The sequence below is a fragment of the Streptomyces sp. NBC_00250 genome (genome assembly GCF_036192275.1).
In the GTDB taxonomy this organism is placed as follows: domain Bacteria; phylum Actinomycetota; class Actinomycetes; order Streptomycetales; family Streptomycetaceae; genus Streptomyces.
The window spans coordinates 3,146,416-3,169,117 of sequence record NZ_CP108088.1 but is presented as its reverse complement, the minus strand read 5'-3'; the positions used below and the strand labels follow the sequence as shown (position 1 = coordinate 3,169,117).

General features: G+C 72.1%; 16 protein-coding genes. 5 read left to right on the top strand and 11 right to left on the bottom strand.

Going from position 1 to position 22,702, the window contains the following annotated elements; translation table 11 throughout:
• Positions 1-70 precede the first annotated feature (70 nt).
• The 3 genes from OG259_RS13995 to OG259_RS13985 all read right to left on the bottom strand — a co-directional run bounded on the left by OG259_RS13995 (position 71) and on the right by OG259_RS13985 (position 2,149).
• Positions 71-376: a hypothetical protein gene (locus tag OG259_RS13995; protein ID WP_328942568.1), complete on the bottom strand. Its 306-nt coding sequence runs from the start codon at positions 374-376 to the stop codon at positions 71-73.
• A gap of 28 nt (positions 377-404) precedes the next feature.
• Positions 405-1,127 carry a TetR/AcrR family transcriptional regulator gene (locus OG259_RS13990; protein ID WP_328942567.1) on the bottom strand — a complete coding sequence of 241 codons (723 nt, stop codon included), beginning with the start codon at positions 1,125-1,127 and terminating at the stop codon, positions 405-407.
• A gap of 83 nt (positions 1,128-1,210) precedes the next feature.
• Positions 1,211-2,149 (bottom strand): AurF N-oxygenase family protein, encoded by a 939-nt coding sequence (locus OG259_RS13985; protein WP_328942566.1) that lies wholly within the window; start codon positions 2,147-2,149, stop codon positions 1,211-1,213.
• A 196-nt stretch (positions 2,150-2,345) separates the two neighbouring features.
• Between OG259_RS13985 and OG259_RS13980 the strand changes: the two genes are divergently transcribed.
• Both OG259_RS13980 and OG259_RS13975 read left to right on the top strand, forming a co-directional pair.
• Positions 2,346-3,455 carry a ferritin-like domain-containing protein gene (locus OG259_RS13980; protein ID WP_328942565.1) on the top strand — a complete coding sequence of 370 codons (1,110 nt, stop codon included), beginning with the start codon at positions 2,346-2,348 and terminating at the stop codon, positions 3,453-3,455.
• Between the two features lie 64 nt (positions 3,456-3,519).
• On the top strand, positions 3,520-4,350 hold the full coding sequence (locus OG259_RS13975) for a hypothetical protein (RefSeq protein ID WP_328942564.1): 831 nt from the start codon (positions 3,520-3,522) through the stop codon (positions 4,348-4,350).
• 38 nt (positions 4,351-4,388) lie between these two features.
• Here the strand turns inward: OG259_RS13975 and OG259_RS13970 are convergent, their stop codons facing one another.
• The 7 genes from OG259_RS13970 to ligD all read right to left on the bottom strand — a co-directional run bounded on the left by OG259_RS13970 (position 4,389) and on the right by ligD (position 14,369).
• The gene (locus OG259_RS13970; protein WP_328942563.1) at positions 4,389-5,864 is read right to left on the bottom strand and encodes a penicillin-binding transpeptidase domain-containing protein; all 1,476 of its coding nucleotides are present in this window, start codon (positions 5,862-5,864) and stop codon (positions 4,389-4,391) included.
• A 60-nt stretch (positions 5,865-5,924) separates the two neighbouring features.
• Positions 5,925-7,304, bottom strand: coding sequence for an FtsW/RodA/SpoVE family cell cycle protein (locus OG259_RS13965; RefSeq protein WP_328942562.1), 1,380 nt, complete (start codon positions 7,302-7,304; stop codon positions 5,925-5,927).
• 64 nt (positions 7,305-7,368) lie between these two features.
• Positions 7,369-8,640 (bottom strand): HAMP domain-containing sensor histidine kinase, encoded by a 1,272-nt coding sequence (locus OG259_RS13960; RefSeq protein WP_328942561.1) that lies wholly within the window; start codon positions 8,638-8,640, stop codon positions 7,369-7,371.
• Positions 8,637-9,482, bottom strand: a complete 846-nt coding sequence (locus tag OG259_RS13955) for a hypothetical protein (RefSeq protein ID WP_328942560.1) — start codon at positions 9,480-9,482, stop codon at positions 8,637-8,639. Before OG259_RS13955 ends, OG259_RS13960 begins: the two co-directional genes overlap by 4 nt.
• A 334-nt stretch (positions 9,483-9,816) precedes the next feature.
• On the bottom strand, positions 9,817-12,051 hold the full coding sequence (locus OG259_RS13950) for a PBS lyase (RefSeq protein WP_328942559.1): 2,235 nt from the start codon (positions 12,049-12,051) through the stop codon (positions 9,817-9,819).
• 288 nt (positions 12,052-12,339) lie between these two features.
• Positions 12,340-13,224 carry an ATP-dependent DNA ligase gene (locus tag OG259_RS13945; RefSeq protein WP_328942558.1) on the bottom strand — a complete coding sequence of 295 codons (885 nt, stop codon included), beginning with the start codon at positions 13,222-13,224 and terminating at the stop codon, positions 12,340-12,342.
• A 248-nt stretch (positions 13,225-13,472) separates the two neighbouring features.
• Complete coding sequence (ligD, locus tag OG259_RS13940; RefSeq protein WP_328942557.1) at positions 13,473-14,369, bottom strand: non-homologous end-joining DNA ligase; 897 nt, start codon at positions 14,367-14,369, stop codon at positions 13,473-13,475.
• 73 nt (positions 14,370-14,442) lie between these two features.
• Here ligD and ku point away from each other — a divergent pair, with 73 nt between their 5' ends.
• Together ku and OG259_RS13930 are read left to right on the top strand one after the other, a co-directional pair.
• Complete coding sequence (gene ku / locus OG259_RS13935; protein ID WP_328942556.1) at positions 14,443-15,516, top strand: non-homologous end joining protein Ku; 1,074 nt, start codon at positions 14,443-14,445, stop codon at positions 15,514-15,516.
• 299 nt (positions 15,517-15,815) lie between these two features.
• Positions 15,816-17,423, top strand: coding sequence for a M4 family metallopeptidase (locus OG259_RS13930; protein WP_443051963.1), 1,608 nt, complete (start codon positions 15,816-15,818; stop codon positions 17,421-17,423).
• Between the two features lie 148 nt (positions 17,424-17,571).
• On the opposite strand, the gene OG259_RS13925 is transcribed toward OG259_RS13930, so the two are convergent.
• Positions 17,572-19,767 (bottom strand): UvrD-helicase domain-containing protein, encoded by a 2,196-nt coding sequence (locus OG259_RS13925; RefSeq protein WP_328942555.1) that lies wholly within the window; start codon positions 19,765-19,767, stop codon positions 17,572-17,574.
• Positions 19,768-19,867: 100 nt separating this feature from the next.
• Between OG259_RS13925 and OG259_RS13920 the strand changes: the two genes are divergently transcribed.
• Positions 19,868-22,498 carry a GmrSD restriction endonuclease domain-containing protein gene (locus OG259_RS13920; protein ID WP_328942554.1) on the top strand — a complete coding sequence of 877 codons (2,631 nt, stop codon included), beginning with the start codon at positions 19,868-19,870 and terminating at the stop codon, positions 22,496-22,498.
• Positions 22,499-22,702: the final 204 nt, after the last annotated feature.

Below are 22,702 nucleotides of genomic sequence, written 5' to 3'. Positions count from 1 at the left end.
CCACCTCCACGGAGATGATGACGTGCCAATTCATCCGATTACCGTACGAGAAGGGGCGCGTCCGGCGGGCTCACCCGTTCGGCTCACGGTCCTCGGGAAGGGGCGCGCCGCCGCTCGGCTTCGACCAAGGCCACTTCAGCTCCCGCCGCTCACGGCCCTCGGGGGCGTACTCGTAGACCCAGCCGCGCTGGATCCCCAGCCGCTTCGTGTGGCCCGCGGGCTCGCGCCGGTACGCGTGCAGGGTGGGCGGGTGCCCGTTGTGGGCCGGGACCGGGACCTCGTACCACTTCGGCGGGTGCCCGGTCGCGCCGACCAGGATCGGCAGGACCCGGCCGTCGAGGGGGCCGCCACGGAAGAGGGTGTTCTCGCTTCTCACCTCTCCAGTGTCCCCTCCGGATGCTCGTTCAGAGCAGGTGGGCCGCCTCGCCGACCACCGGGATCACCCGTCGGGCCAGCCGTGCCACCGGTCCGTCGGGCGTCTCCTGGGCGAGCAGTCGCGTGACGACCCGCGCCGTCTCCTCGTCGCTGGCCGTACTGGCCGCGAGGAGGGCGACGAGATGGTCCACGAGCCATTCCCGCAGCTCCCGGGCCGGGGGTCGCTTGTCCTCGTCGAGCCAGATGAGCGAGGCGGCCTCCACGGCGGCGATCCACGTCCTGACCAGCATGCTGAGCCGGGGTCCCGGCCGCTCCACGCCCAGGTGGACGAGGATCTGCTCGGCGGCGGCCCGCCGCACCTCGTCGACGATCGCGGTGGTCCGGGAGGTCTCGGCGACACTGCCGCCGCGCAGCAGGGCGCTGAACCCGGCGTCGTGCTCGTCGACGAAGGTCAGATAGCGGTCGAGGACCCGGCCGAGCCGCTCGGTGGGCGGACCGACCGGCGGCTCGGTGAAGCAGTGGTTCAGGGCGTCGGCGGAGGAGCGGAGGGCGGCCTCGTACAGCTGCTGCTTGCCGCCGGGGAAGTAGCGGTAGACGAGGGGGCGGGAGACGCCGGCCGCCTCGGCGACGTCGTCGAGGGAGACGTCCTCGGGCGTCCGGTGGGCGAAGAGGCCCTGGGCGGCTTCGAGGAGCTGGCCGCGGCGCGCCTCGACGCTGAGCCTGCGGTACGCGGGGGTGGCGGCGCCTGTCATGCCCGCAGCGTATCCGTGCACCCCCGAACCCCCACCCACGGCGCCCGCCGCCCGCCCTTGTGGGCGGGCGGGTGCGGGGCGCGTCAGGGGAGCAGGCCCGAGGACTTCCACAGGCGGCGGCCCGCACCCCGCAGCACCCCGATGTCGTCGAGGAAGTCCGTCAGGCGTCGCGCGCCCGACTGCATCACCTCGCGCCGGTGCCCACTCGCCCGCACCTGCGCGACCGCCTCCCGCCGGTCCAGGCCCACCGCCTCGTACACCTGCGGGTTGACGAAGCAGGTGGAGAAGACCCGGGCCGCCTCGCCGCAGCTCAGCCGGGTGAACTCCTGCTCCCAGCGCGGAGCGGTCACCATCTGGCGGCGCAGCTCCTCGCGGGCGTACCGCACATGGCGTGCCTCCTCGACCACATGGATGCGGGTCACCCCGCGTACTAGGGTCTGCACCCGCTCGTCGGGGAACGTCAGCCGCTGCATCCAGTCGAGGATCTCCTCGCCGAGCAGGGTGGCGGCGAAGGAGCCGGGGGTGGTGGAGACGGTCTTCAGGAGGCGTGCGAGGTTGTGGTAGAGCCTCGGCACCGGGTACGCGGGCGTGCCGCTCTGCCGGATCAGCCGCGCGAACATCATCGAGTGCCGGCACTCGTCCGCTATCTCGGTGAGCGCGTAGCGGACGTGATGGCTGGTCAGTGACTTGTCGTAGATGTGCCGGACGAGCAGCTGCATCAGGATGATCTCGAACCAGATGCCGAGCGAGGCGAGCGCCGCCGCCTCGTGGCGCGAGAGCGCGATCCGCTGCTCCTCGGACATCCGGCGCCAGAGCGGGGTGTCGTAGAGGGAGACGAGCTCGGGCGGCCAGAACCACTTGCCGTCCTCGAACGGCGCGTCCCAGTCGAGCTCGCTGTCCGGATCGTAGGAGTGCTTGCGGGAGGACTCCAGGAGGCGTTCGGCGACTTGTTCACGGTCGCGCAGCGGCCCCAGGGCGTCCCGGAGGAGGCTGAAGTCGGGCTCGGTGGTGAAGGGGGTCATGGTCGCGCACCTCGCTGGGCTCGCCGTCGGGAGGTCAAGGGGGACACCGCTTATCAGACTGCCCGTCAGTAAGCCCGTCAATCCCCTGCGCACGACAGCACACGACAGCGCACGACAGTGCTGGACCGTGCGCGACTTGTTGACGATCCGTCTACCACCGTGTGAGCCTGCTGGAAACGGACGGAAGGAGTCGTCAGTGTCGACGCACGACCTTTACGTGAAAGCCCCCGCCGCACCCGGCCGGGAGATTCCCGCCACCGGTGCCGCCCGCTTCTCCTGGGAGTACGAGGACGGGCGTGAGCGCCTCCTCGCCCTCTACCAGAAGGGCAAGGACAAGCAGTGGGACGGTGCCACCCGGATCGACTGGGACCTGGAGGTCGACCCGTACGACCCCCTCGGCACGCCCGACGACGTCCTGACCCTCCACGGCACCCGCCACTGGGCCCTGATGACGGAGAAGGACAAGGGCGACCTGCGCCGGCACTACGCCTCCTGGCAGTTCAGCCAGTTCCTCCACGGCGAGCAGGGCGCCATGGTCTGCGCCGCCCGGATCGTCGAGTCCGTCCCCGACCTGGACGCCAAGTTCTACTCGGCCACCCAGACCATGGACGAGGCCCGGCACGCCGAGATCTACGGCCGCTTCCTCCACGACAAGATCGGCATGCTCTACCCGATCAACGACAACCTGCAGAGCCTGCTCGACGACACCCTCCGCGACTCCCGCTGGGACATGCCCTACCTCGGCATGCAGGTCCTCATCGAGGGCCTCGCCCTCGCCGCCTTCGGCATGATCCGCGACACCACCGACAAGCCGCTGCCCAAGCAGATCCTCGCGTACGTGATGCAGGACGAGGCCCGGCACGTGGCCTTCGGACGGATGGCCCTGCGCGACTACTACGGGCAGCTGTCGGACGCCGAACTCCGCGAGCGCGAGGAGTTCGTGATCGAGGGCTGCTATCTGATGCGCGACCGGCTGCGCGGCGTCGAGGTCCTGGAGAACTTCGGCATCCCGCGGAAGGAGGCGGAGGAGCTGAGCGAGCACAACGAGTTCCTGCATCTCTTCCGCAAGCTGCTCTTCAGCCGCATCGTCCCCTGCGTCAAGGACATCGGACTCTGGGGCCCACGCCTCCAGAAGGCCTACCTCGACATGGGCGTCTTCGATCTCGGCGACTCCAACCTCGACCTGCTGATGACCCAGGACGAGGAGATCGCGGAGGCCCTGGATCGCGAGCGCTTCGCGAAGGAGGAGCAGGAGCGGGTGGCCGAGGTCGGCGAAGCCATCGCGGCGGCCGCGGCGGAGGAGTAGGCGAGCGAGCGGAGCGCGCGACCCGGAGGAACGGATGTCGTACCGGTGACGTAGCGTGCCCGTCATGACCATGCCGCCCTCGCCGAGCCAGCCCTCCCACAACCCGTACGGCGGGCCCGTACCGCCCCCGCAGCAGCCCGGGTCGTTCGGGGCTCCGCAGGGATTCCCCCCGCAGGGTGTCCCGCCGCACGGTGTTCCGCCTCAGTACCCGGGGCCGGGCGCCGGCGCCTGGGGGCAGCCGCCCATGGGGCCGCCGCCGAAGAAGAAGCTGTCGGCCGGGGCGGTCGTCGCCATCGTCCTCGGATCCCTGGTCCTGGTCGGCGGTCTCGGGTACGGGGTGAAGGCCGGGCTCGACGGCGCCGGCGTCACCGGCTCCTTCCCGGAGGCGACGCACAAGCTCGTCGTCCCGCAGACGCTCCTCGACGGCGAGTTCACCCGGGTCGCCGACCTCTCCGAGACCCAGGGCAAGGAGATCGAGGACGCCCCCGACTTCACCGTGAAGGACGCCAAGGCGGCGGTCGGGCAGTACAGCGGCAAGGACGAGTCCGCCCTCGTCGTCTCCGGAATGTACGGACGCATCAAGAGCGGTGAGGCCACCCGTGCGTCCATCCTCAGGGGCGCGGCCACGGAGAAGGACTCCACGCTCGTCGTCCGGCCCAAGGACTTCACCCCCGCCGGGTACGGCGTGACCGTCAGATGCCAGGTCACCACGTCGAAGGACACCCTCGGCACGACCACGCTCCCCATGTGCGCCTGGGGCGACGACAACACGGCGGCCGCCGTGGCCCTGGTCACCTCCGAGTCGGCCACCACCGACCCGGCGGACATCGACCTGGCCGAGCTGGCCGAGACCACGGCCAAGATCCGCGCGGAGATCCGCAAGCCGATCGGCTGACCCTTCCGGAAGGCCCCGGGGGCGGCACCCGAAGGTGGCTACCCCCGGGCCTCCGCCTCCAGCCGCAGCGCCTCCTCCATCACCGACTTCGCGATCGGGGCCGCGCTGCCACCCCCGCTGATGTCCGTACGGGAGGCCTCCGCGTCCTCGACGACCACCGCCACCGCGACCGCCGGCTGGGCCGCGTCCTCGGCCTGGGCCCAGGCGATGAACCAGGCGTACGGGGTGCCGGTGTTGCCGAATCCGTGCTGGGCCGTGCCCGTCTTGCCGCCGACCCGGGCCCCGGGGATCGCCGCGTTCGTCCCCGTACCGTCCTCGACGGCCTTCACCATCAGCCGCTGGAGCTGCATGGCCGTCGAGGGGCTCATCGCCTGCCGGTGACTGCGGCGGCCCGTACGGTCGATCGTCGTCCCGCCCGAGGTCGTCGTGCGGTCGACGAGGTACGGGTGGGCGATCTCGCCGTTGTTGGCGACCGCCGACGCCACCATCGCCATCTGGAGCGGTGTCGCCGTCGTGTCGAACTGCCCGATCGAGGAGAGCGCCAGCTGGTCCGCGCTCATCTCCCGGTCGAAGTTGGACTTCGCCACCCAGGACGGCACCCGCAGCCCCGTGTCGTTGAAGCCGAACCTCTCCACCGTGTCGAGCATCCCGTCCAGGCCGACCTCCACCCCGAGGCCGGCCATCACGGTGTTGCACGACCACTGGATCGCGTACGCGAGGGACGCGTCGGCGCAGCCCGTCGCCTCGTTCGGCAGCACCTGGCGGGTGCCGGGCAGCACGAAGGGGTCCGGGGTGTCCGTCGGCGCGTCCACGTCCCGTACCGCCCCCGCGTCGAGCGCCGCCGCGGCCGTCACGATCTTGAACGTGGAACCCGGCGGGTACGTCTGCCGCAGCGCCCGGTTCAGCATCGGCTGGTTCGGCGAGGTGTTGAGCCGCTTCCAGGCGTCCGTGACCGAACGCCCCGTACCGGAGAGGACCCCCGGGTCGTACGAGGGCGAGCTGACCAGCGCCAGGATCCGGCCGCTGTACGGCTCTACCGCGACGACCGCGCCCCGCTTCCCGTCGAGCCCCCGGAAGGCCGCCTCCTGCATGGAGGAGCGGATCGTCGTCACGACGTCACCGCCGGGCTGCCGGCCCCGGGTGAGGTCGTTCCAGAGGGGCAGCGGCGCCAGCATCGGATCGGTGCCCGCCAGGATCGCGTCCTCGGCGTGCTCGACGAGGGTCGTGCCGTACGTCTGCGAGGAGTAGCCGGTCAGCGGCGCGTACAACGGGCCCTGGGGGTAGGTCCGTTCCCAGCGCAGCTGCTGCCCGCTGTCCCGGGAGCCCGTCACCGGCTTCCCGTCGACGACGATCTCGCCGCGCGGCTGCGCGTAGCGGTTGATCGCGATCCGCCGGTTGGCCGGGTTGTCGTCGAGCGACTCGGCCTCGAAGACCATCACGCGCGCGGAGTTGACGAGCAGCGCCACGAGGAGGACGAGACAGAGCGCGGCGGCCCGCCGGGCGTACCGGATCATCTGGTTCCCCTCGGGGAGTACGGCCGGATCACGTGCTTCCCCCCACGTCGTACGGCCGGATCACGAGGCGCCCTCCTTCACCGGCGCGAGCGTCCCCGTGTCGGCGTCGTCCGGTTGCGGTGCGCGCGCCGAGTCGCTGACGCGGATGAGGAGCGCCACGATCACCCAGTTGGTGACGACCGACGAACCTCCCTGCGCCAGGAACGGCATCGCCATGCCGGTCAGGGGGATCAGGCCCATCACCCCGCCCGCGATCACGAAGACCTGGAGCGCCACGATCGAGGCGAGCCCGATCGCGAGGAGCCGCCCGAAGGGGTCCCGCAGCGACAGACCGGCGCGGTAGCCGCGGGCGACGAGGAGCGCGTACAGCAGGAAGAGCGCGGTCAGGCCGACGAGCCCCAGCTCCTCGCCGGCCGTGGCCAGGATGAAGTCGGACTTGGTGGCGAACCCGATGAGGACGGAATGGCCGAGACCGAGCCCCGAGCCGAGCATCCCCCCGGCGGCGAAGGAGAACAGCGACTGCGCGAGCTGCCCCGGCCCGTCCCCGGCCCGGATCGAGGCGAAGGGGTCGAGCCAGTCCTGCACCCGGCTGTGGACGTGCGGTTCGAGCGAGCCGACGAGGAAGGCCCCGGCGGAGGCGAGGACGAGCCCGACCGCGATCCAGCCGGTCCGGCCGGTCGCCACGTACAGCATGATCACGAAGAGGCCGAAGAAGAGCAGCGAGGTGCCCAGGTCCCGTTCGAGGACGAGCACGCCGACGCTCAGCAGCCAGATCGCCACGATCGGCCCGAGCACCCGCCCGGTCGGGAACTGGAACTTCCAGATCCGTCGGCCGGTGTACGCGAGCGCGTTGCGGTTGGCGGCGAGGTACGCGGCGAAGAAGACCGCGAGCAGGATCTTGGCGAACTCGCCCGGCTGGAAGGAGAGGCCGCCGACCCGGATCCAGATCTTGGCGCCGTTCACGGCCGGGAAGAAGATCGGCAGGATCATCAGGGCGAGCGCGGCGGCCACCGACACGTACGCGTAGCCCTGGAGCGCGCGATGGTCGCGGAGCAGCAGCACGACCACGATGAACAGCGCCACCCCCAGCGTCGACCAGACCAGCTGCGTCGCCGCCGCGTGGTCGTTCGGCGTCTCCAGGTCGAGGCGGTAGATCAGCACCAGGCCGAGGCCGTTGAGCAGGACCGCGATCGGCAGCAGCAGCGGATCGGCGTACGGGGCGCGGAACCGGACCGCGAGATGGGCGACGAGCGCGAGCAGACCGAGTCCGGCCCCGTAGCGGGCGGCGTCCGGCGGTACGGCCCCGCTCCGGGCGAGGCCGACCTCCGCGTAGCCGTACACGGAGATGAGGACGGCGCAGACCAGGAGGGAGAGTTCCACGCCGCGCCGCTTCGGCATGCGTACCCCGGGCGGGGGAGCGTCCGTGCGCGGTGCGGTCATGGCCGCAACGTAGCAAGCGGTATGCCCTATGTCCCTTTTGTGTGACGGTGTGCCGTGGCGCGCCTCAGCCCTCGGGTGCCGCGTCCGTGAAGCGCACGTACTCGGGCAGCCGCAGCCGGGCCTCGGCGCCACCCCCTTCGGCACCGGTGAAGAACAGCTCGGCGCCGATCACCTCCGCCTGCCCCACCGCGATCGTCAGCCCCAGGCCGTGCCCCTTGCCGCCGCTCTCGGTACGGAACCGCTGCGGCCCCGACTCCAGGAGGTACGCCGGATAACCGGGCCCGTGGTCCCGTACGGACACCACCGGCCCGTCCACCGTCAGGACCACCGGCGGGGCCCCGTGCTTGTGCGCGTTGGCGATCAGATTGCCGAGTACCCGCTCCAGGCGCCGCCGGTCCGTCTCCACCGTCGCGTCCCGTACGACCCGCACCTCCGTCTCCGTGCCCGAGGCGCGCACCACCCGCTCGGCGAGCGGACCGAGCTCGTGCACGGCCAGGTCGACGGTCTCGTTGCGGGCGTCGAGCCGCGAGATCTCCAGGAGGTCCTCGGTGAGCCCGCGCATCGCCCGCACCCGGTCCCGTACGAGCTCGGAGGGGCGGCCCTCCGGCAGCAGCTCGGCCGCCGCCGAGAGCCCGGTGAGCGGGGTCCGCAGCTCGTGCGCCACGTCGGCGGTGAACCGCTGCTCGCTCTGCAGCTTGCTCTGCAGCGAGGACGCCATCGTGTCGAGCGCCCCGGACACCGTGGCCACCTCGTCCTGGGGACGCGAGGGGTCCTTCGTCCGGGGGTCGTCCACGCGCGCGTCGAGATCACCGGCGCTGATCCGGCGGGCCACCTGGGCGGTGAGGTGCAGCCGCCGGGTGACCCGGGTGACGGCGAAGGCGCCGACGATCAGGGTCGCCCCGATCGCGAGGACGGAGGAGCCGAGGATCGAGCGGTCGAGCGCGTCGATCGTCTCGGCGCTCTGCGTGTAGTCGACGCGTACGGCGAGGGCGCGGCCGTCCGCCGGGCCCGCCGCCCACATCGTCGGCCGCCCCCGGTCGTCGGCGACGATCGTGCCGCGCTCGCCCCCGACGGCGAGCGCCCGGAGGGAGTCGGGGAGCCCGGGCGGGTCGACCCCGGCGAACCGGGGGAGCGGCTCGCCGGCCTCGTAGAGCCGGGTGACGTCGGTGAGCCGCGCGAGGGCCTTCTCGCGGGAGTCGTTGACGGTCTGGCCGGTCACCGACACATGGACGAGGGTGCCGAGCAACGCGGCGAGGGCGCAGCACATCACCCCGATGAAGACCGCGGCCTTCCAGGTGAGGGTCGCGGTCCAGGCGGGCAGGCGGGGCGCCCTCACGGGCTCGGCCTGGCGGGGACGGGCAGGGGAACGGTCGCGTCCGGGGGAGTGACCCCGTCCACGGGCACGTCCGGGAGCGCGGGCGCGTCCGTGGGTGCCGGGGCCGGCGTGGGAGTGGGCGTCGGGCTGACCAGGCGGGGCGCGGGCACGGTCGACGGCCCGCTGCCACCGGGCTTCACCCGGACGATCTCGTCCCGGGTGGGCAGCATGCTGTGCTGCTGCTCGTCCCAGGACCAGGCGGTGCGGTACTCGTATCCGGGGATGCCCGCCGAGCTGACCCGCATGATCAGGTCCCGGCCGGCCAGCTCCACGCTGATGACCTGGTCGACGGTGGACATGATGCGGGTGAGCCCGCCGTTCTCGGCGAGGTAGACCCGGACGCCGACCTGCTGGTCGGGCATGCGGATCCCGACGATCAGCTCGTCCCGGCCGTTGCCGGTGAGGTCGCGGTAGTACGGCCGCATGACCGGACAGGCGGCGGGCGTGGTGCCGCAGGCCCGGATGGCGCGGGCGGTCTCCTCGTAGAGACCGTCGCCGCCGCTGTACGTGTCGGGGTGGGCGCGCACCTCGGCCTCGACGACCGCGACGGCGTCGACGGAGCGGACGTCGTTGTCGGAGACCTTGATGCCGGGGACCCGCTCGGTGTCGGACTCCCCGTAGTCGATCGGCGGATCGGTGGCGGGCGGCAGATCGGGCCAGAGCCGCACGGGGCCGACCGCGGTGGGCGCGACCCCGGCACTCTTGAGCCCGCCCTCGCCGCCGCCACCGCCGCAGCCGACGGCGCCGCCGAGTATGAGGGCACACAGGACACCGGCGGCGAGCTGCACTCCGCGCGGTCTCACACTGCTCCTCGTTCGGGTCGGTCGGGGGCCGGACGGTCGGGCGCCCGGGCGGGCCCGGTCCGGGCCCGCTCCCAGTAGACCTTATTCGGAGAGAAGTCCTTTTTGTCCACTTGGGTGGCGGGCTCTGCCCACTCCCGCGGGCGGCCGAAGCGCGACACCCACTGTCCCACCGTTCCGGAACCACCGGCCCCACCAGCCCCACCGGACCCATCGCCCGGAATCCGTCGGCCCACCCCTGGTGGTGTCCGGCGCGGGGATCGGCCCACCCCTGGTGGTGTCCGGCGCGGGGATCGGCCCACCCCTGGTGGTGTCCGGCGCGGGGATCGGCGCGACCCTAGAACGCGCCCCGCTCCATCCTCGCCAGAGCCGCCCGGCACACGGTCAGCAGCTTCTCGTCGAGGTGGATGTCATGGCTGCCCGAGGCGCCCTCGCGGGCGTTGTGACGCCGCCGACGGGTCAGCTCGGTGAGGATCACCAACTGTGCCTCCGAGGCCGCCGGGCCCATCTCCGCCAGGCATTCGGCCACGTCCACGCGCGCGTGCCGGTTCTCCTCCCAGGCCGCGAGCAGCACCGGAAGGGTCGTCGCCGTGTCCCCGGACACCCGCCACAGGGCCGCGGCGCTGCGGACCCGCACCCACAGGTCCCGGGCCCCGAGACCCGGCAGGAGGGCGGAGGCCATCGAGGCGGCGGCCGGGCCGATCTCACCGAGGGCCTGGGCGGCGGAGCACCAGTCCGCGCCCGAGGCGCCCGGCCGCAGCCACCGCTCCAGGGCCGGCAGGACCTCTCCCAGGTCGCCCTCGGCCGCCCACAGGGCGCGCGCCGCCGTCGTGGCGACCGTGGCCGATTCGGCGGTCAGGAGTCCGCGCATGTCCGGTACGGCCTTGTGCGCCGCGGGCCCGAACGCGGCGAGGGTCCGCAGTGCGGCCTCGCGCACCCAGTCGCGCCGGTTCGACGGCGCCCCGCGCAGCACCCGCAGGACCTCCGGCACGGCCTGGGCGCCCCGCACGGCCGCGAGGGCGTACAGCAGGGGCGCCGCCCGGTCGTAGAGCCGCTCGTCGAGCTCGACCTCGGCGAGCCGGCGCCGCAGCAGCGGCGCGAGCATCGCGGCGGAGGGCCCGAGTCCGTCCATGGCGTACAGCAGCTCGCGCCGCACCTCGGGCTCCTCAAGGGCGCGGGCGAGCAGCGGGACGGCGCGGGTGTCGCCCGCGCGCGCGAGCGCGAGGAGAGCCCCGTCGCGCCCGGACCGCCCGACGAAGCCGTGCTGCGGGCCGCTGCCGCCGCAGCCGCCCTGCCCGGCCTTCCTGGACCCGGCCTGCCCTGCCTGTCCTGCCTGCTTGACCGACCCAGACCCAGACCCCGACCCCGACCCCGACCCCGCGCCCTGCCCGGGCCCAAGGGCCTGCCCGGGACCCACGCCCGTCGGGCCCCCGGCGAGGCGGGCGGCGAGCGCGTCGGCGGCGGGCGCGCCCAGCTCGAAGAGCCGCTCGAGGAACGAGGTCGCGGCCTCCCGGAGCCGCGGCTCCGGGTCGTGGAGCTGCGCGCCGACCAGCCGGACGACCTCCTCGTACCGCCCGCGCCAGATCCGTATCAACCCGCCGCACAGCCAGATCGCGTCCGAACGCTGCCCCCAGTCGGGGCTGCGCAGCTGCGCGAGGATCAGCGCGATGCGGTCGTCGACCCGGTCGTCGAGTGCCGCGTGCAGGGTCCGCAGCAGCTCCTCCGTCCAGGGGGCGGGACGCCCGGCGGCATGCTCCTCCAGGAGCTCGCGGACCTGGCCGATGAGGGTCGGGGTGGCGCCGCGCTCGGTTCCGGGGGCCACCGGCCCCTGTGCCGAGGCCCTGATCTCCTCCAGGAGTCCCGTCACCCACGGCACGATGTCGTCCGGGATGTCGCCGGGCGCGCAGCGCGCCCGCTGGGCGAGGGCCGCGAGCCGGAGCCCGGGGTCCTGGGCGGCGCGGGCGAGCCAGCCGAGCCAGTCGACGGTCTCGGCGCGCAGCGACGCGTGCCGCAGGGCGATCCGCCCCACGGCGGCGACCAGGGCGAGCCGTACCTCGGTGTCCCGCTCGACGGTGAGCCGCTCGCGCAGCAGGGTCAGCGCCCGCGCGGGCTCGGGGTGCAGCGAGGCGAGCGCGCAGGGTGCGGCGAGCCGCACCTCGGGGTCGGGGTCCGAGACGAGCCCCAGGAAGACGTCGGAGCCCGCGGCGATCGCGGCGGCGGCCATCGCGTAGTTGGCGGCGGGGATGAACTCCCCGTCGTCGGGGTCGAGTTCGTCCAGTTCGTCGTCGTCGTCGAGTTCTATCCCGCCGATGCTGGTGAGCAGCTCGACGATGCAGCCCCGGTCCTGGACGGCGGGGTCGGCGACGAGTTCGAGGAGGAAGGGGATGCAGGCGAGGGTGGAGTCGTAGACGTCGCCCTGATGGTGCACGGCCCCGTACATGCCGTCGAGGGCCGTCTCCCGTTCGGCGGGATCGGCGGAGGCGAGTCCGCGGAGCAGCTCCGGCACGTCGTCCGCGGGGCCGTACGCGTGCCCCAACGAGGCCCAGTCGACCTCCTCGATCCCCGTCAGCATTTGCCAGGCCGCCTTCCCCGTGAGCCCTGTTGCCAGGCAGCAAGTGTGCACCACGTGACGGACAGCAAGGCCTTACCGACAACACCCGGCGCGCGCAGACCCCGAGTTGCGGCCTCTTTGCGCCATGTACGGTGCGGAGCAGGGCAGTTGCACTCAGTGCACGGCCCGGGGGCGACGCCGGCGACGGCTCGGCCCTCCGACCGGACCCCGGAGGCGGCGGCTCGGCACTCCGCCCCGACCCGCCGGGGCATCGGCTGTCGCCGCCGTCCGACCCGCCGGGGGTTCGGCTCACCCCTCCGACCGGACCCGGACGAAGGTCGCGTTCTCCTGCCGCTGCCGCACCGCGAGCTGCCGCAGTTCGACGGGGAGCGGCGGGTCCACCCATCGCACCGGCCCGTGTTCGGGGTCCCGGGCGAGCGGCCCGGCGCGGTCGCCCGCCAGCGCGCCGACCTCGCGCGACTGCGCGGGGGTGAGCCGGGGCGAGGTGGTGACCGTACGCCCGTCGGGGAGGCGTACGACCAGGGCCCGGGGCCGGTCGGGCGGGCCGATGACACCGAGCAGCACGCCGTCGCTCGTCTCCATGTGCCGGATCTTCCGCCAGGCCCAGGTGGAGCCCGCCCGATAGGTGGAGGTCAGGGCCTTCGCGACGATCCCCTCGACCCCCGCGTCCCGCAGGTCGCGGAACCAGCCGCGCGCGATCTCCTCGTCCAGGGTGGCGAGCACCCGTTGGAGCGGCGGCTCGGCATCGAGCAGGGCCGTACCGAGCAGCTCCCACCGGTCACGGAGCGGCAGGCCCCGTACGTCGCGCCCCGGGACGGCGAGCAGGTCGAAGGCGATGTACGAGACCGGAACCCCGGCGCGGGCCCGGTCGGCGGGCGAACGGAGCAGGTCGGTGAAGCTCAGCCGCCCCTCCCGGTAGGCGCACAGCTCGCCGTCGAGGACGATCCCCGGCGGCAGCTGATCCCGCAGGTGCGCGGCGATCCCGGGGAACTCGGGAGCCAGGTCGCGGCGGGACCGGGACTGGAGGAAGACCTTCCCGTCGCCGAGGACGAAGGCGAGCGCCCGGAAACCGTCCAGCTTGAGCGAGTACTGCAGCTCCCGGGGCGGCTCTCCCTGGACGGGGATCTCGTCGGCGGACCGGGGCCGCATGACGTCGAGGGGAGGAAGGAGCACGACGTCGCCGTGCCCGCGGGAGCGGGTCTCGTCCGGCGCTCGGCCCGGAGTGCCACCGAACGCCGCCCCGCCACCCCGGCTCGGGGTCGGGCCCGGGGTCCGGCCCGGTGCTCGGCCCGGGGCTCGGTCACTCCCGCCGGAGGCCCGGCCACCCCCGTTCGGGGCTCCTCCGCCCGTGCCCGGGGCCCCGTCACCGCCGCCCGGGCCGGGCGCCGCGCCCCCGCCCCGGGCGCGCGCCGGGCCCCCGCTCACGGCATGTCCCCCGCCCGCTCGGGCGCGAAAAGGGGCGCCAGGAGGTCCCCGTACCGCTCAAGACGTGGCGCGATGTCGTCCATGAGGAGGACGAGGGCATCGGGGTCGGCGGCGGGTCCGGCGCACTCCTCGACCTCTTCCCACGTGACGGGTGCGGAGACCATGGGGAGGGGCCGTGCCCGCAGGGTGTAGGGGGTGGCGGTGGTCTTGGCGGCGGCGTTCTGGCTGTGGTCGACGAAGACCTTCCCGGTCCGCAGGGCCCGGGCCATCCGGTGCACGACGAGCCGCGGCAGCGCGGCCTCCGCCTCGACGGCGAGCGTGCGCGCGTACGCCGACACCAGCGGGGACGGCGTGGGCACCACAGGGACGAGCAGGTGCAGCCCCTTGGAGCCGGAGGTCTTGGCGAAGGCCTCCAGCCCGTCCGCGGCGAGCCGCTCGCGCAGGTGAAGGGCGACCCGGCAGCACTCGACGACCGTCGCGGGGGGCCCGGGGTCCAGGTCGAACACGAGCCGGTCGGCGACGGCGGGGGAGGAGGCCCGCCACTGGGGCGTGTGGAACTCGACGACGAGGTTCGCGGCCCACATCAGGGAGGCGAGGTCCTCGACGACCACCTGCCGGGCCCGGGGGTCCTCGGAGCGGGGTACGGGGGCGGTCCTCACCCAGGAGGGTGTGCCGGGCGGCGGATTCTTGGTGAAGAAGAGCTGCCCGTCGGGACCGTCCGGATAGCGCAGGAACGACACCGGGCGATCGCGCAGATGCGGGAGGATCGCGGCCCCGACGGTCGCGTAGTAGTGGAGCAGCTCGCCCTTGGTGGTTCCGGTGACCGGGTGGAGCACCTTGTCCAGGTTGCTGAGCGCCAGGCGCCGCCCCTCCACCTCCGTGAGAGGCGTCATACGATGAGAATCCCACGATTCGCGACAAATCGGCGATGACGAAACGTCCTGATCCGACCCGAAGGGAACACCCGTGCGATCCATCTGGAACGGCGCCATATCCTTCGGCCTGGTCAGCATCCCGATCAAGCTGGTGAACGCCACCGAGAGCCGGTCCGTCTCCTTCCGTCAGATCCACACCGAGGACGGCGGCCGGGTCCGCTACAAGAAGGTGTGCGAGCTCGACGGCGAAGAGGTCCCCCAGGCGGAGATCGGCAAGGCGTACGAGGACGCGGACGGGACCATGATCCCGATCACCGAGGAGGACCTGGCCGCACTGCCGCTCCCCACGGCGAAGACGATCGAGATCGTCGCCTTCGTGCCGGCCGGCGACATCGACCCGCTGCAGATGGACGCCGCGTACTACCTCTCGGCGAACGGCGTCCCCGCGGCCAAGCCGTACACCCTGCTCCGCGAGGCGCTGAAGCGCAGCGAGAAGGTGGCCGTGGCGAAGTACGCCCTCAGGGGGCGGGAACGCCTCGGGATGCTCCGGGTCGTGGACGACGTGATCGCCATGCACGGCCTGCTCTGGCCGGACGAGATCCGCGCGCCGGAGGGCGTGGCCCCGGAGAACCCGGTGAGCGTACGGGACGCCGAACTCGACCTGGCGGACGCCCTGATGGCCACCCTGGGCGAGGTCGACATGAGCACCCTCCACGACGACTACCGCACGGCGGTGGAGGAGATGATCGCGGCCAAGGCGGAGGGCGGCGAGGGCGTCGCGCCCCCGACGGAGGGCGAGGAGTCCGGCGGTGGCCAGGTCATCGACCTGATGGCGGCCCTGGAGAACAGCGTCAGGGCGGCGAAGGAGGCCCGGGGTGAGACGCGGGAGGTCGCGGAGGTCACCCCCCTGAAGCCGCGCGCCGGTACCCCGAAGGCGACGGACACGAAGAAGTCGACGGCGAAGACGGCGGCGAAGAAGACGACGGCCGCCACCCACAAGTCGACGTCGGCGAAGAAGACGACGGCGAAGACCCCGACGAAGTCGACGGCGAAGTCGACGGCGAAGACGGCCAGGTCGACGACCGCCAAGTCGACGACCGCCAAGAAGACTCCGGCCGGAAAGACCCCGGCCAAGAAGGCGACTCCACGCAAGCGCACCGCCTGAAGCGGCTCACGAAGGGCCGCGAAACGGCCGAACTCACCGAACTCACCGAAGCCCCCCGGAATCCGTTCCGGGGGGCTTCTCGCTGCCTGCCCCCGCCCCCGCTCCAGGGCATCGAGGAGCGAGCCAACTAGCCGAATATCGGACACAGTTCACTGCCCTTCGGACAACAGATGGTCAAATTCTTGTTGCAGACCTGTCAAACGGCCTCCTTCGCTGGCACGCTCACAGCCGCACCACCCCCACACCCCCCACGATCCCCACCCCCCACCCCCCCCACGCTTTTCAGCGAAGGAGCCCGCGTGACCCGCCAGCAGTCCTCGCACCGCCGTACCGCCGTCACCACCGCCCTGATCGCATCGGCCGCCATGGTCGTCGTCGGAGTCCAGACCGGATCCGCCAGCGCCGATGCCCAGCGTGAGGCCGGCGCCACCGCGCTCGTGCTCTCCGGTTCCCAGCGCGCCGCCGCCGTCCAGGAGGCCCAGGCCGGAGCCGTCGAGACGGCCAGGGCCATCGGCCTCGGCGGCCGGGAGAAGCTCGTCGTCCGGGACGTCGTCAAGGACGCCGACGGCGCCGTGCACACGCGCTACGAGCGCACCTACGAGGGCCTTCCCGTCCTCGGTGGCGACCTCGTCGTGCACCGGAAGAAGAACGGCTCGCGCGCCACCACGAAGGCGACCGACGCCCGGATATCCGTGGCGAGCACGGCCGCCGCGGTCACGGCCACGACCGCCGGCAAGTCCGCCGCGGCGTCCTCCGACGCGCGGTCCGCCGCCCCCGCCTCGTCCCGCAAGGTGATCTGGGCGGCCACCGGCAAGCCGGTCCTCGCCTGGGAGACGACCGTCACGGGCGTCCAGGCCGACGGCACCCCGAGCCGCCGCCACGTCATCACCGACGCGACCTCGGGCAAGGAGCTGTACTCCTACGAGGCGATCGAGACGGGCACCGGCAACACCCAGTACAGCGGCAGCGTCACTCTCGGCACCGCCCCCTCGTTCACGCTCACGGACACCGCGCGCGGTGGCCACAAGACGTACGACCTGAACGGCGGCACCAACGGCACCGGCTCGCTCCTCACCAACAGCACCGACACCTGGGGCAACGGCCTGGCCACCAACCGGGAGACCGCCGCCGCCGACGCCCACTACGGCGCCGCCGTCACCTGGGACTTCTACAAGAACGAGCTCGGCCGCAACGGCATCCGCGGTGACGGCGTCGCCGCCTACTCCCGCGTCCACTACGGCAACGCGTACGTCAACGCCTTCTGGGACGACTCCTGCTTCTGCATGACGTACGGCGACGGGACGGGCAACCTCAAGCCGCTGACCTCCCTCGACGTCGCGGGCCACGAGATGTCCCACGGCCTGACCGCCTCCACCGCCAACCTGCGCTACAGCAGGGAGTCGGGCGGCCTCAACGAGGCCACCTCCGACATCTTCGGCACCTCGGTCGAGTTCTACGCGGCCAACACCACGGACGCCGGCGACTACCTCATCGGCGAGAAGATCGACATCCGCGGCAACGGCACCCCGCTCCGCTACATGGACAAGCCGAGCCGCGACGGCAACTCCGCCGACTACTGGTCCAGCAAGGTCGGCCGCCTCGACGTCCACTACTCCTCGGGCCCGGCCAACCACTTCTTCTTCCTGCTGTCCGAGGGCAGCGGCGCCAAGACGATCAACGGCGTGTCCTACAACTCCCCGACCAGCGACGGCTCCACCCTCACGGGCATCGGCCGGACCAAGGCCTACAAGATCTGGTACAAGGCCCTCTCCACCTACATGACCTCCTCCACCGACTACGCCGGCGCCCGCACGGCCACCCTCTCCGCGGCCACCGACCTGTACGGCGCGGGCAGCGCCGAGTACACGGCGGTCGCGAAGGCGTGGACGGCGATCAACGTCAAGTAACGCCGGGTCGATCAACATCGAGTAACACCAGGTCGATCAACGTCGAGTAACACCAGGGTCGATCAACATCGAGTAACACCGGGGCGCCCGGCGGGAACGAACCGCCGGGCGCCCACTCGGTCGCGGTGAAGGCTGCCGTCCCCGTCCCTCAGACGGTGGCCTGCTCGGGGAGGAAGGGGCTGGGCGCGCCGTGCCAGGAGACGCGCAAGGCGTCCCTCGCCCGCGTGCAGGCGACGAACAGCAGGCTCAGTTCGCCCATGAGGTCCTCCCGGTACTGCTGGGGGTCGACCTCCTCCGGTGTGAGGGCACCGTTCATCGGCACGACCGCGTCGTTCACACCGGCGACCGCCATGCAGCGGAATTCGAGTCCCTTCATGCGATGCATGGTCCCGACCCGGACTCCGTCACCGGCTGCCGCCGACGCCCCCAGGACGAGCGAGGGAATCCCCGCCTGGTCCAAGGCATGGGCGATGTCCCTGCCCAGCTGGACGTACCGCACGGCGACGCCGATCTCGTGCGGCGCGATCCCCGTCCCGGTCCACTCCGAGATCCGGGTGACCAGGCCCGAGATCTCCGCCGACTTGTCGGCTGCGCCCCCGAGTTCCGGCATCGCGCCCCGGTACGCGGACCGGTAACCGACGAGTGAGTCCTGCCCGCCGTCCATGTCGTCCACGAGGGCGTCCGCGAGGAGTCGGGTCGACCAGGTCAGGATCTCCTTCGTCGTGCGGTAGTTGATGCGCAGCCGGGTGGACCGGCCGGCCACCGAGATGCCGAGACCGCGCAGCGACACCCGGTTGCCGTAGATCCGCTGGTGGGTGTCGCCCGCGATGAAGAGGTCGTCCGGCCCCGGGGCGACCAGAGCGCGCAGCATGCCCCACTGGGCGGGGTGGAGATCCTGTGCCTCATCGATCACCACATGGCAGAACGGGCGGTCCCCGCCTCGGTCCTGGAGGATGCGTGCGGCCTCCGCGCACACCTGCAGGAACGTCCATTCGTCGGCCCGGCGCAGCTCCTGCGTGAACGCCTCGACGGCGCGCCACACCTGGGCACGCCTGAGAGGGCCGAGCGGGGTTCCGCGGCCGGCGCGGGATGCCTTCAGATAGGCCTCCGGTGTCCGGATGTCCTGGGCCAGGATGACGTGCCGCCACTCCTGGTCGAGGAACACATCGGTGAAATCGACCTCCACCCTTTGGGCCGCCCGGCCCCAGCGCGTGAGGATCTCCTTCTGCGCGGCCACCAGCGCCGGCGGTGCTCCGCGATCCTCCCGGACGATCCGGTTGGCCAGCGCGTCCACGTTGACGACCCGGACCTTCGCCCGCAGCGCGGGCTCGGGGATCAGGAGTTCGAGGTTGCTGAGCAGGTCGGCAGCGAGGTCGCGGGTGAAGGTGGTGAGCAGGATCGACTCGTCGGGGGCGTCCGCCGGCAACTGCCGGGCGAGATGCAGGGCGCGATGCAGCGCGACCACCGTCTTACCGGTGCCGGGACCCCCGGTGACGCGCGCCGGCCCCGTGTATGAGGAACGGTAGGCGAGCTTGCGCTGGCTCGGATGGAGGAAGATCCGCCAGGCGTCGAAGGGCCGGGACAGGATGTCCGTCAGCTCGTCGGCGCCGGAGACGAGCGCGATCCGCCCCTGGGACCGCGCCATGGCCGCGGAGAAGTCGTCCCGCTCGGGTCGGACCGAGGCAGGCTCGGCCCGTGGCGCCGGGTCCGTGCGCGGGGCCGCGGAGGGCTGCTCCAGCTGTACGGCGACGATCTCGCGCCACACGTCCTCCGGCTTCATCCCCGCGGCAAGCCCGGCCAGCACGTCGTACTGCTGCTCGGGGAGGACCTTGTGCAGGGCGTCGAGATGGGCCTCGGTGCCGAGGTGCCGTACCAAAGGAAGCAGATCGGGGTCGATGCCCAGCTTGATCAGGTCCTTGTCGGCGACTCCTCCGAACAACCGCTCGGCCTCCGCGGGCGTGCCGGGCCGGTGGCCGGCGAGACCGTCGACGCCGGCGGTCGCGCGTTCGAGAGCGACGTCGTCGCGCAACTCGATCCCCTGCGTGGCCGAGTTGACGGTCGCCCGGTGCTTGACGGCCCAGGCGATGGCGTCGTCGTGAGGCATGACCTTGAGCAGGAGGAAGCTGTCGCCCACCTCCGGAGCCAGCACCACACCGCGCATGAACTGGTTGATGCGGATGGTCCGGATGCGCGAGTCGCGGGACTTCTCCAGCTTCTCCAGGTGCAGGCCCGCGTGCCGGTGCTCCCGGAACTTGTCGAAGACCTCGTGCACACGTTTCTGGACGGGCCTTTCCAACTTGGCGAATTCCAGGAGGAAGTCCTTGTGGATCCCCAGTGTCGCCATCGCGCGCCCCCGGCCGTACGGTTGTCGGTTCCGCTGATCACCGTACCCGGGTACGGCACAATGGCGGGCCGACGGGGCAAGAGTCGGGGAGGGGACGCGCGTGCACGCGCAGGAGACGACGTTCAGCAAACTGGTCCACGGCGAGACGCAGTTCCAGGTCCCGCTGTACCAACGCACCTACACCTGGCAGCGCGACGAGCTGCGGCAGCTGTGGGACGACGTGTCGGAGCTCGTCGAGGACAAGCTGGAGGGCAGGGCCCCGGCGGCTCACTTCCTCGGGTCGGTGGTGCTCGCGCCGGAGCGCGTCGCGGCGGGCGGGATGCAGCGCTGGCTCGTCGTGGACGGCCAGCAGCGGCTGACCACGCTGATGCTCGCCTTCACCGCGCTGCGGGACGTCCACCGGGCTCGGGAGCGGGACAAGAAGGCGGCCCGCATCCACGACCTCATCCTGGTCAACGGCTACCAGGACGGGAACGACCACTACCGGCTGCTGCCGACCCAGGCCGACCGCGAGGCGTTCGTCGCCTGCGTGGAATCGCTCCCCACCGCCGGCGGCCCGGGCAACATCGGCGGCGCGTACCGCTTCTTCCTCGCCGCCCTGACCGAGGGCGAGGAGAGCGCCGGCGAGGAATGGGTCGGCGCCGTGGAGTCCGTACTCAGGGACTACCTCTCCATCGTGTCGATCACCGCCGCCGAGGGCGACAACGTCTACCGGATCTTCGAGTCCATCAACAACACGGGTGTCGGCCTCAGCCAGAGCGACCTCCTGCGCAACTACCTCTTCATGTGTCTCCCCAAGCGCGGCGAAGCCGTCTACCGCAACCTGTGGCTCCCCATGCAGGAGCTGCTGGGCCCGACCAGACTGGAACTGCTGGTCTGGCTCGACCTGGTCGTCGGCGGCGACAACCGGGCCAAGCAGAGCGAGATCTACCGGGACCAGAAGAAGCGCCTCGAACCGCTGAGCTCCGACGAGGAGGCGCTGGAGGCGGAGGTCTCCCGACTGCACGTGCGGGCCGGCCGCCTCATGCGGATCGTCGAGCCGTGGCGGGAGAGCGACCCGGGCCTGCGCGAGGTCCTGGAACGGCTCGCCCGCTGGGGCGGCCAGACCCACTACCCGCTGGCGCTGCTCCTGCTCGACCGGCTGGACGAGGGCGGCTGCGCCCCCGGCGAAGCGGCCACCGCCCTCGCGTACGCCGAGAGCTACATGGTGCGACGCCTGTTCGCTGGCAACTCCACCACCGGCAACAACCGCACCTTCATGGAACTGCCCAAGGAGGTGGAGAAGGAGCTCGACAACGGGAGCTCGCTCGCGGACGCGGTGCGCCACGCCCTTTCCGCCAAGACGGGAACGCGTGTCTGGCCCCCCGATGCCGTGATGCGGGAGTCGATCCGCAGCCGCCCCTTCTACAAGTCGGGCCGATCGAACCAGCGCTTCGAGATCCTGCGCCGCTTCGAGGAGAGCTACGACGCCAGCGAGCCGGTCGACTACGCCAAGGCGAAGCTCACCGTGGAGCACGTGCTGCCGCAGCAGCCCGCCCAGCAGTGGTTCGACCTCCTCGCGGAGGAGTCCGGAGAGGGTGAGAGCCCGGAGGAGCTGCACATCCAACTGGTGCACACGCTCGGCAACCTGACGCTCTCCGGCGACAACGCGCGCCTGTCGAACCACCCCTTCCGCCGCAAGCAGCAGATCCTGGATTCCAGCGCGCTGCGGATGAACCAGCGGATCGCGGCCCAGGACCGCTGGGGGCGGACCGAGATCCTCTCGCGCGCCGAGGAACTCACCGACCGAGCGCTGGAGTTGTGGCCGGGCCCCATCGACGGCGTGATCCACACCGACGCCGAATGGGCCGGCTGGGGTGAGCTGCGCCAAGCGCTGCTGAACATGCCGGCGGGCACCTGGACGACCTACGGAGACCTCGCCGCCCTCATCGGCACCCACGCCGTCGCGGTCGGCAGCCATGTGAGCACCAGGCCCGCGCTGCACGGGGCCTATCGCGTGCTGATGGCCGACGGAAAGATCTCGCCCGGCTTCCGCTGGCCGGAGGGGCGAGAGGGCCCGGCCGATCCGCGGGAGGTCCTGGAGTCCGAAGGCGTGCCCTTCGACGAGTGGGGCCGCGCCCGCCGCTCGCACCGCCTGACAGCGGCGGACCTCGCGACGCTGGTGGGCAAGGACGACTTCGAGAACGAGCCCCCCGCTCAGGGTCCCGAGGGCTCCGGGGGCTCGGGCGGCACCGGGAGCTCCAAGACCGACGGGGAGACCGCGGCAGCCCGTTTCGAGACGCTGTTGCGCGACAACCAGACGCCCGACACGGTGGCGGGCGTGCTCGACTGCCTGAGGTTCTGGGAGGAACTGGGCGGCTCCCTCGACCACGGGAAGAAGAGCGAGACCAGCTGCTTCCCCATGCTGTCCTTGGGCGGAGCCAGAGCCCGTTCGCTGTGGCCTCTCGCCCTGTACCCGGTGACGGGCACCGCCGAGGTGGTCTTCCAGCACCTGAAGCGCCGACCGCCCTTCGACGACGAGCTGCTGCGACGCGAGCTGATGGCACGCCTGAACCGTGTGGAGGGCATCGACCTCGCGGAGGCGAAGCTGGACCTGCGCCCCTCGTTCCCTCTGGAAGCCTTCGCCGACCACGGTGCGGAGCTCCGTGACGTCCTGGAGTGGTTCGTCCACACGGTCGCGCTCGCCGAGGCCCGCCGCCCGATCGACGACGTGCCGGGGGCGCCCGAGTGAACCAGGCCGAGACGACCTGACGCGGTCGGGCCCCGGCCCGTTCGCCCCCCGACGGAGGATCGCTGCCCGGCCGCTCTGCCGGGCAGCGATCGGCATGCCCGTACGACGACGGCTCCACCGCACGGCGCCTACGCGAAGTGCCTCGACGGCCGCACGGACGACGTCTGGAACGGGGGAGTCCACCCTGGCGGCCAGTTCGTCGCG